The sequence below is a fragment of the Pseudoalteromonas sp. TB41 genome, from assembly GCF_000497975.1.
Classification (GTDB): Bacteria; Pseudomonadota; Gammaproteobacteria; order Enterobacterales; family Alteromonadaceae; genus Pseudoalteromonas; species Pseudoalteromonas tetraodonis.
The window spans coordinates 1-7648 of the sequence record NZ_AUTH01000002.1; the positions used below are offsets into that span (position 1 = coordinate 1).

Annotated in this window: 8 protein-coding genes; 3 read left to right on the forward strand and 5 right to left on the reverse strand. The window is 41.5% G+C overall.

The annotated features are described in order from the left end of the window. Both L641_RS0100030 and L641_RS0100040 read left to right on the forward strand, forming a co-directional pair. On the forward strand, positions 1-738 hold a 738-nt coding region (locus tag L641_RS0100030; protein WP_024600779.1), incomplete at its 5' end, for a hypothetical protein. 672 nt (positions 739-1410) lie between these two features. Next, entirely contained in the window at positions 1411-2175 is a 765-nt protein-coding gene (locus L641_RS0100040) for a class II glutamine amidotransferase (protein ID WP_013464565.1), read from the forward strand. A gap of 116 nt (positions 2176-2291) precedes the next feature. On the opposite strand, the gene L641_RS0100045 is transcribed toward L641_RS0100040, so the two are convergent. The 5 genes from L641_RS0100045 to cmoA form a co-directional block, all read right to left on the reverse strand. Then, complete coding sequence (locus L641_RS0100045) at positions 2292-3086, reverse strand: DUF3108 domain-containing protein (RefSeq protein ID WP_042849237.1); 795 nt, start codon at positions 3084-3086, stop codon at positions 2292-2294. Next, on the reverse strand, positions 3040-3687 hold the full coding sequence (purN, locus tag L641_RS0100050) for a phosphoribosylglycinamide formyltransferase (RefSeq protein ID WP_013464567.1): 648 nt from the start codon (positions 3685-3687) through the stop codon (positions 3040-3042). Before purN ends, L641_RS0100045 begins: the two co-directional genes overlap by 47 nt. Then, on the reverse strand, positions 3687-4739 hold the full coding sequence (gene purM / locus L641_RS0100055; protein WP_016899473.1) for a phosphoribosylformylglycinamidine cyclo-ligase: 1053 nt from the start codon (positions 4737-4739) through the stop codon (positions 3687-3689). Before purM ends, purN begins: the two co-directional genes overlap by 1 nt. 196 nt (positions 4740-4935) lie before the next feature. Continuing rightward, positions 4936-5904 carry a tRNA 5-methoxyuridine(34)/uridine 5-oxyacetic acid(34) synthase CmoB gene (gene cmoB, locus L641_RS0100060; protein ID WP_024600781.1) on the reverse strand — a complete coding sequence of 323 codons (969 nt, stop codon included), beginning with the start codon at positions 5902-5904 and terminating at the stop codon, positions 4936-4938. A 15-nt stretch (positions 5905-5919) separates the two neighbouring features. Further along, positions 5920-6645 (reverse strand): carboxy-S-adenosyl-L-methionine synthase CmoA, encoded by a 726-nt coding sequence (gene cmoA / locus L641_RS0100065; RefSeq protein WP_016899475.1) that lies wholly within the window; start codon positions 6643-6645, stop codon positions 5920-5922. Positions 6646-6761: 116 nt separating this feature from the next. Between cmoA and L641_RS0100070 the strand changes: the two genes are divergently transcribed. Beyond that, complete coding sequence (locus tag L641_RS0100070; protein ID WP_010391441.1) at positions 6762-7445, forward strand: DUF3334 family protein; 684 nt, start codon at positions 6762-6764, stop codon at positions 7443-7445. Positions 7446-7648 lie beyond the last annotated feature (203 nt).

Below are 7648 nucleotides of genomic sequence, written 5' to 3' on the forward strand. Positions count from 1 at the left end.
AAAGCGATATTAAGAATTGTGCGCCGGTTGTTTCCAGAACTAACCGGCCAATTACATTTACCGCGATGGGGTAGAGTAGTCGCGTTGCCAGAGCTACCAACAGATGATGGCGAACGTGGCAGCGATGCGTTTTACCCACGCTATGCGGTAAACGTTCAACTCATTGACGAAAATGGCACAGACACTAAATCAAAACCACTTCAAGCCGTGCCACTTCCATTACCAGGTGCAGGCGATAAAGCAGGCCGACTAGAACCGCCGGCTATTAATTCAATTGTAGAAATTGGCTTTGCCTATGGCCGAGCCGATAAACCATTCATTAGAACTGTATTGCCCTTTGGTTGGGACTTACCTGCAATCAAAGAGGGTGAAACCCGTACTCAAGTACGCGAAGGTGTTTATCAGCATATTGATGTTCAGGGTAACTTTGAAAACAAAACCGACGAATCATTAAAAGACATCATCGGTAAGTTAGCAGAGCTGCAGTGTGAAACACGCAAAGTAATTGCAATCAAAGAACAAGAGCATAAGAGCCCTAAAACGTGGGTAGGTAGCGAAAGCGAGAACGTACTTAAATTACTTTCAGAGCTAATGGCAACAGTAAAAGATATAGCAACAGAATGCGCAACCCATAAGCACACAACCACAATGCCCCCACCGATAACTGCAGCAGTATTCACAAGCAAAGCAGGTGAAGCTGCAGCCCAAAAATCTAGGCTAGACCCAATAACAAAGTAATACACAAGCCACTCAAACAAGCCCAGCATCACGCTGGGCTTTTTAGTGCGTGCCACTCGCTGCAGTAAAGTTATCGCTATCTATGTTGGACAGCGAGGTTCTAGCCACGGAAACTAACCCCACGCAGAATGTATGCCACGAAATCCGCACTCTTCCTCACCCTCCTGCGCGCTCTTTATCATTACTTTTTTACAGTTTTAAAGTACTTCATTTAAACCGCCAGCCAGCGGAGTATATAGGGCCCTTAGTAGATCAAAGATCTGAAAAGATCGTGATTAATTTCACTGTTTTGCAGTTTAACCGACTGTAATTTATAATGAATTTAAAATAATAAGACGATATAACAATAACTTAGTTCGTTTACGTGAGGTTTTAAAGATCAGAGCGGATTTTTAAGAGGCAATAAAACTAATATAAAACAATAATTTAATCAAAAACAAAAATGAAATTGAAAAACACTAAAAAAGCATGCAAAAAAATCGATTTTTGTAAAAGCTAAACACATAACTGTTTGCCTTTATTCTGGTGATGTTTAACAATGTCACTATCAAGCTTAAAAATAATTTAAATTTAGCGTTACAAAAACAAAACAACGACCAAAACTGTGACCAAAGGAAAGTTTTAATTTCATTTTTATTTATAAGTAATTATTTTTAAAGGTTTATTTATTTTATGTGTGAATTACTTGGCATGTCAGCCAATGTGCCAACGGATATTTGTTTTAGTTTTTCAGGGTTGTTGGAGCGCGGTGGCAATACGGGGCCGCATAAAGATGGCTGGGGCATTACTTTTTATGAAGGTAAAGGCTGTAGAACCTTTAAAGATCCTGAGCCAAGTTACCAGTCAGAAATAGCTAAATTAGTTAAAGCTTATCCGATTAAAAGCGTATCGGTGATAAGTCATATTCGTCAAGGCAACCGCGGGCGAGTGTGTCTAGAAAACACCCATCCGTTTACTCGTGAGTTGTGGGGGCGTGAAATAACCTATGCTCATAACGGGCAGCTTTCAAATTATCATGATTTAAAACCTGAATATTATCGACCTGTGGGTAATACCGATAGCGAGTTGGCATTTTGCTGGTTGCTTGACAAAATTCGTGAAAAGTACCCGCAGCGACCAAGTAATATGGCGTCGGTTTTTAGATATGCGGCTAAGCTTTCGCATACGCTACGTGAAAAAGGCGTGTTTAATATGTTATTGACCGATGGTGTATTTGTTTTAGCGTATTGTACTAATAATTTACATTACATAACGCGCCGTGCGCCATTTGGTAAAGCAACACTTATTGATGCTGATATGGTGGTCGACTTTCAACAAGAAACCACACCAAACGATGTGGTAACGGTTATAGCAACAAGGCCGCTAACCAACGATGAACGCTGGCAAAAAATGCAGCCAGGAGAGTTTGCGTTATTTAAAATGGGTGAATTAATGTAGGTTGGTAGAGTAAAACGAAACTCAACTTAAAGTTTCAAATTTAAGTATTGAAATGAAAAGCCCAAGTTATGGTTATCACACTTGGGCTTTTCGTATTGCATCTTGTAAGTAATTTATTAGGGGGTTATTTCGTTCTTAACTTGTGCAGGTAAAGCCGGTGGATTGATCACGGTAAACGATTTCATCTGCACTTCAAACTGTTCCACACCTTTTTCACCTTTCCACATGCGCACGAGCATATAATCCATTTCTGGGGCAAACCATGCTAAGGCTTGGCGTTTGTCATTGTCGTATAAACGTTTTACTTTAATGGCTTCTACGTTACCAATCGGTAAGGAAATCATTTCGGTTTCTACCACTTCAAAGTCGTAGTCACGGCAATTACCTTTTTTATCAACTAACGGAAACGAGAAACTAGTTTTTCCTTTTTTAAGTCCTTCTCGAACTTGCACTTGATAAGAAATACCATCTTGGAAGTTATCATGCCATTGGCATTTTAACGGGTAGTCGCTGGTGTTACTGGTGACAGTTTGTGTTTGACGATCAAAGTTAATTTCATACTTTTTGTCAGGCCCAGTCCCCGTGCGGATCATAGAGTACTGAATAGGCTCTACTCTATCGTTAGCAAAGCTAAAAGTTGATGACTCTTGACGTGAGTCAGAGAAAATCATCCATTCAATATCGCTATGGTAAGTGACTTGGTAGTTATTATTATCGAGTTTTTTAAGCGTCCGCTCGGCTGTACCATGATTTGCGCCTTTGCGCAAAATATCGTAGCTGGCTTGATACTGGGTTAACTCACCTGCAATCAGGCTGGTAGGAAGTAATAAAGTGCCCGCACATAATAGCCAGGCACTTAATTTTTTATTTTGGGTAGTGCGCGCCGTGTGCAGGAAGTTGTTTTTCGTCAAGAACTGCATAATCTGCTTCCATCGTAAGTCGTTGTTCACTGAACCACTTGACCACCAAAGGATAAATTATGTGCTCTTGCGCATGCACACGCTTAGCGAGCGTGTCTGCTGTATCGTCTGCTAATACAGGCACTTTGGCTTGAAGAATAACGGGTCCACCGTCTAATTCTTCAGTAACAAAGTGAACACTAACGCCGTGAATGTCGTCTTTTGCATCAATTGCTCTTTGGTGGGTATTCAGCCCCTGATACTTAGGCAACAAAGATGGATGAATGTTCAACATTTTTCCAACATATTTTTGCACTAAGCTAGGAGTTAGAATACGCATAAACCCAGCTAATACAACTAGATTTGGTTCAAAAGAGTCAATTATATGCATTAATTGGGCATCGTACGCTTCGCGTGAGTCAAACTCTTTATGACTCAGCACGTGTGTGGCAATACCAGCATTTTTTGCACGCTCTAACCCATAAGCGTCTGCTTTGTTACTAATAACAGCCGCTATATGGGCGTTTATCTCGCCGCTTTCACAGGCGTCTATAATGGCTTGTAAATTTGAGCCACTGCCTGAGATCAAAACTACTAGACGAGTGGGTGCCATTACGCAGCACCACCTACAATTTCAACTTGCTCTTCGCCAGCAACGGCATCTTGGATTTCACCAAGGTGCCATGCGTTCTCGCCAAGATCTTTTAAGATATTTAAGCTATTTTCAAGCTCATCCGCAGGTACAACTAACACCATGCCTACACCACAGTTAAATGTGCGGTACATTTCATGTGTTGTAATGTTGCCGTTTTCTTGCAACCAGCTAAACACACTTGGCCACTGCCAGCTATCACCTTTAACAACCGCTTTAGCAGATTCAGGTAATACGCGTGGGATATTTTCCCAAAAACCGCCACCAGTAATATGCGAAAGGGCATGCACGTCTACTTGCTTGAACAACTCAAGTAATGGTTTAACGTAAATACGTGTTGGTTCTAAAAGGTGCTCACCTAAGGTTTTGCCATCAATCACTTGATTAGTATCAGCGTTAGAGACTTCTAAAACTTTGCGAATTAAAGAGAAACCATTTGAGTGAGGACCGCTAGAAGCAAGGGCAATAAGTTGATCGCCTGCAGCTACTTTAGTGCCATCAATAATTTTTGATTTTTCTACCACACCGGTACAAAAGCCTGCCATGTCGTAGTCTTCACCATCATACATACCTGGCATTTCAGCTGTTTCGCCACCAATTAGGGCACAACCTGAAATTTCACAACCTTTACCAATACCGGTTACTACGTCGGCTGCTGTGTCTACATCTAGTTTACCCGTTGCATAGTAATCTAGAAAAAACAGCGGTTCAGCGCCTTGTACTATTAAATCATTTACACACATCGCAACTAAGTCGATACCTACAGTATCGTGCTTTTTAAGGTCAATTGCTAAGCGTAACTTAGTGCCAACACCGTCAGTGCCTGCTACAAGTACAGGTTGCTTATAACCTTCAGGAATTTCGCAAAGTGCGCCAAAACCACCAATTCCGCCCATCACTTCAGGACGACGAGTTTTTTTAACTACGCCTTTAATACGCTCAACAAGTGCATTACCAGCGTCGATATCTACGCCCGCGTCTTTATAGCTTAGAGACTGTTTTTGTTCGCTCACAGGTTTTCCTCAAAATAGTTGTTTTGATGCTTACTTAGAAACGCGCGTATTTTACAACAATTGCAAGGGCGCGGCTAGTTGAAATCTGGATTTGATTTTAAAGACAAGGACACTTGTCCGCTAGTTGCTGTATTAGTAAACAAAAAAAGCGCCCAATGGCGCTTTTTAATATGGAAATAAAAATTAATACTACAAATTAGGCTTTAGCTGTAAGTATCGCTCTAAGTGGTGCAGGGTAGCCTTCAATGGTTTTACTGGTGTCAGCGGGGTCTAAAAAGTCAACTAAAGATTCGTTTTCCATCCAGTCAGTTTTACGCTGCTCGTCGAGCGTTGTAATAGCACAATCTTTAATTTGCACATCTTTAAAGCCAACACGTTCCATCCACAATTTTAATGCCGCAGTGCTTGGAATAAACCATACATTACGCATTTTCGCGTAGCGGTCGGTCGGTACTAATACGGTGTTTTCATCGCCTTCAATAACTAATGTTTCAAGCACGAGTTCTCCGCCTGGGCGAAGCTGTGCTTTTAATTGCGCTAAAAAGTCGATAGGGGAACGACGATGATAAAGCACCCCCATTGAAAATACCGTATCAAACGCTTTAAGCTCTGGCAGGGCTTCTACACCTAATGGTAACAAATGCACGTTTTCATCTGGGTTAAAGTGTTTAATTGCCTGAAACTGACATAAAAATAAGTCAGATGGGTCAATACCCACTACAAACTGAGCACCTTCACCGCGCATACGCCATAGGTGATACCCCGAGCCACAACCAATATCTAATACAGTACGGCCTTTTAATGGCTCAATATGCGGCAGGAGTCGATCCCATTTCCAGTCGCTGCGCCATTCGGTATTTATTTCAATACCGTGAACGTTAAACGGGCCTTTACGCCAAGGCATCATCCGTTTTAATAAATGCGTGGTTTGCTTTTTTTCGCCTTCAGACATTTCGCCAGGCGCACCTATTGCTACTTTGCTGACAATATCAACTTGGTTTGTCGATACCTCGGGTAAGTTTTTCAGCACTTTTTGCCATTGTGGCAAATCGCCATGGCTTGCCTCTTGTTGCCAATGCTTTAATTGCGCAGGCAAGGTTTCTAGCCAGTGGCTAAGTGGGCTTTGTGCAATCGCAGCGTAAAATTGGTTAAACCATGCAGACATGTGTCACTCTCTAAATTATTTAATTGCTACCATTGAGCAAAAATTAAAACATTGATACCACACTTGCGTTTGGCTAAAACCAATGTCGCTTAAACGTTGTGTATGTGTACTAAGTGTATCGGGGCGCATTACGTTTTCAATGGCAGTACGCTTTTGGCTTATTTCAAGCTCAGAGTAGCCATTATGGCGTTTAAAGTCGTGGTGCAAGTCAATCAGTAAGTTATCGCACTGCTCGTTTTCGGCTTTAATTTTTTCACTTAATAACAAAACGCCACCGGGCTTTAAATTAGCGTATATTTTTTCAAGTACCGCTTTGCGCTGCGCAGGTGGTATAAATTGCAGGGTAAAGTTCATTGCCACTACCGACGCGTTTTGTATATCAAGCTCGTTAATATCACCTAAGGTAACCGTTACAGGAACGTCTGATCTAAATCCTTGTAAATGGACCTTACAACGTTCAACCATGGCTTGTGAGTTATCTACGGCGATAATTTGGCAGCTATCGGTTTTAATATTACGACGCATACTTAAGGTTACTGCCCCTAATGAGCAGCCCAAGTCGTACAGGTTAGAATTAGGCTGAGCATACTCACCCGCTAATTTTCCCATAGTACTTACAATAGTGGCATAACCGGGTACCGAGCGTTGGATCATGTCGGGAAATACTTCAACCACGTTTTGATCAAAACTAAAGTCTTTTACTTGTTGCTCAGAGGCATAAATACTGTCTTTTATACTCACGAAGGCAGTCTCTTTGAAAATAATAGTGCTATTTTAACATTTTATGCTGGATAGTCAGTGATAAATTCAGTAGCTTGACTAGAATTATGAAGAATAAGTATAAAAGAGATTATTAAATGAGCAAAAGTAAGGTTATTAGTACCGACGATATATTAGCAACATTATGCCACTCAGTAACGGGTGTACTTTCATCAGCCAGCGGCAACGAGATCAGCTATTCAGCCATGGTACAAAAAATAACGCGTACTTGTATGCGACCAGACATAGGTTGTTTTGTTTTATTTGACGGGGGCTTTACCGGCTTAGTTGTTACCAACTTTACGGCGCAAGCGGCGATGGAAATTTATGGCGATTACATGCGTAATATGGGCATGCCAGAAGACGAAATCGCGCATAGTCACTTATCTGATGACGTTTCAAACGTGATGGGTGAGTTGATGAACCAAATAGTGGGCGACTTCACGTCGAAAGTGCGTGAACAACTTCATACCTCTATTACCCAAAATCAGCCAAAAATGATGGCTATTAATAAACAAGTGCAAATATCGGTTGATACCACTATGGATCGCCCGCAAGCTCGCCGTGTAACGTTTACGACTCGCAATCAAAATATCTTCTATTTAGAATTAGCGATGGATAAAACAGAGTTTATTAAACTTCACGATTTTGACATTGTAGAAGCTGTAGACCCAGACGACATTATCGCAAACGAAGCCAAGCAAAAAGCGGATAAAGAAAAAGCAAAACAGCCAAAGCAAGATGATAGCGACGACGACTTTATGGCCGAATTAGGGCTTTAACGTTTTAAGTAGGTTGGGTTGAGTAAAACGAAACCCAACGAGCTTTTGAGCTGTCAGTTTGTAGCTATCAGTAAATTATAAAAAAACGCGATTTAGTATCGCGTTTTTTATTAACGAGGGCTTTCATTATGAACTCGTGTGTCATTGAATTTTGGCTGACCGCTGACCGCTGACCGCTGACCGCTGACCGCTGACCGCTGACC

Excerpts from the sequence above, each read along its gene's own strand:
- purN (WP_013464567.1), bottom strand. The coding sequence starts at position 3,687 with ATGGCACCCACTCGTCTAGTAGTTTTGATCTCAGGCAGTGGCTCAAAT.
- L641_RS0100070 (WP_010391441.1), top strand. The coding sequence starts at position 6,762 with ATGAGCAAAAGTAAGGTTATTAGTACCGACGATATATTAGCAACATTA.
- L641_RS0100040 (WP_013464565.1), top strand. The coding sequence starts at position 1,411 with ATGTGTGAATTACTTGGCATGTCAGCCAATGTGCCAACGGATATTTGT.
- cmoB (WP_024600781.1), bottom strand. The coding sequence starts at position 5,904 with ATGTCTGCATGGTTTAACCAATTTTACGCTGCGATTGCACAAAGCCCA.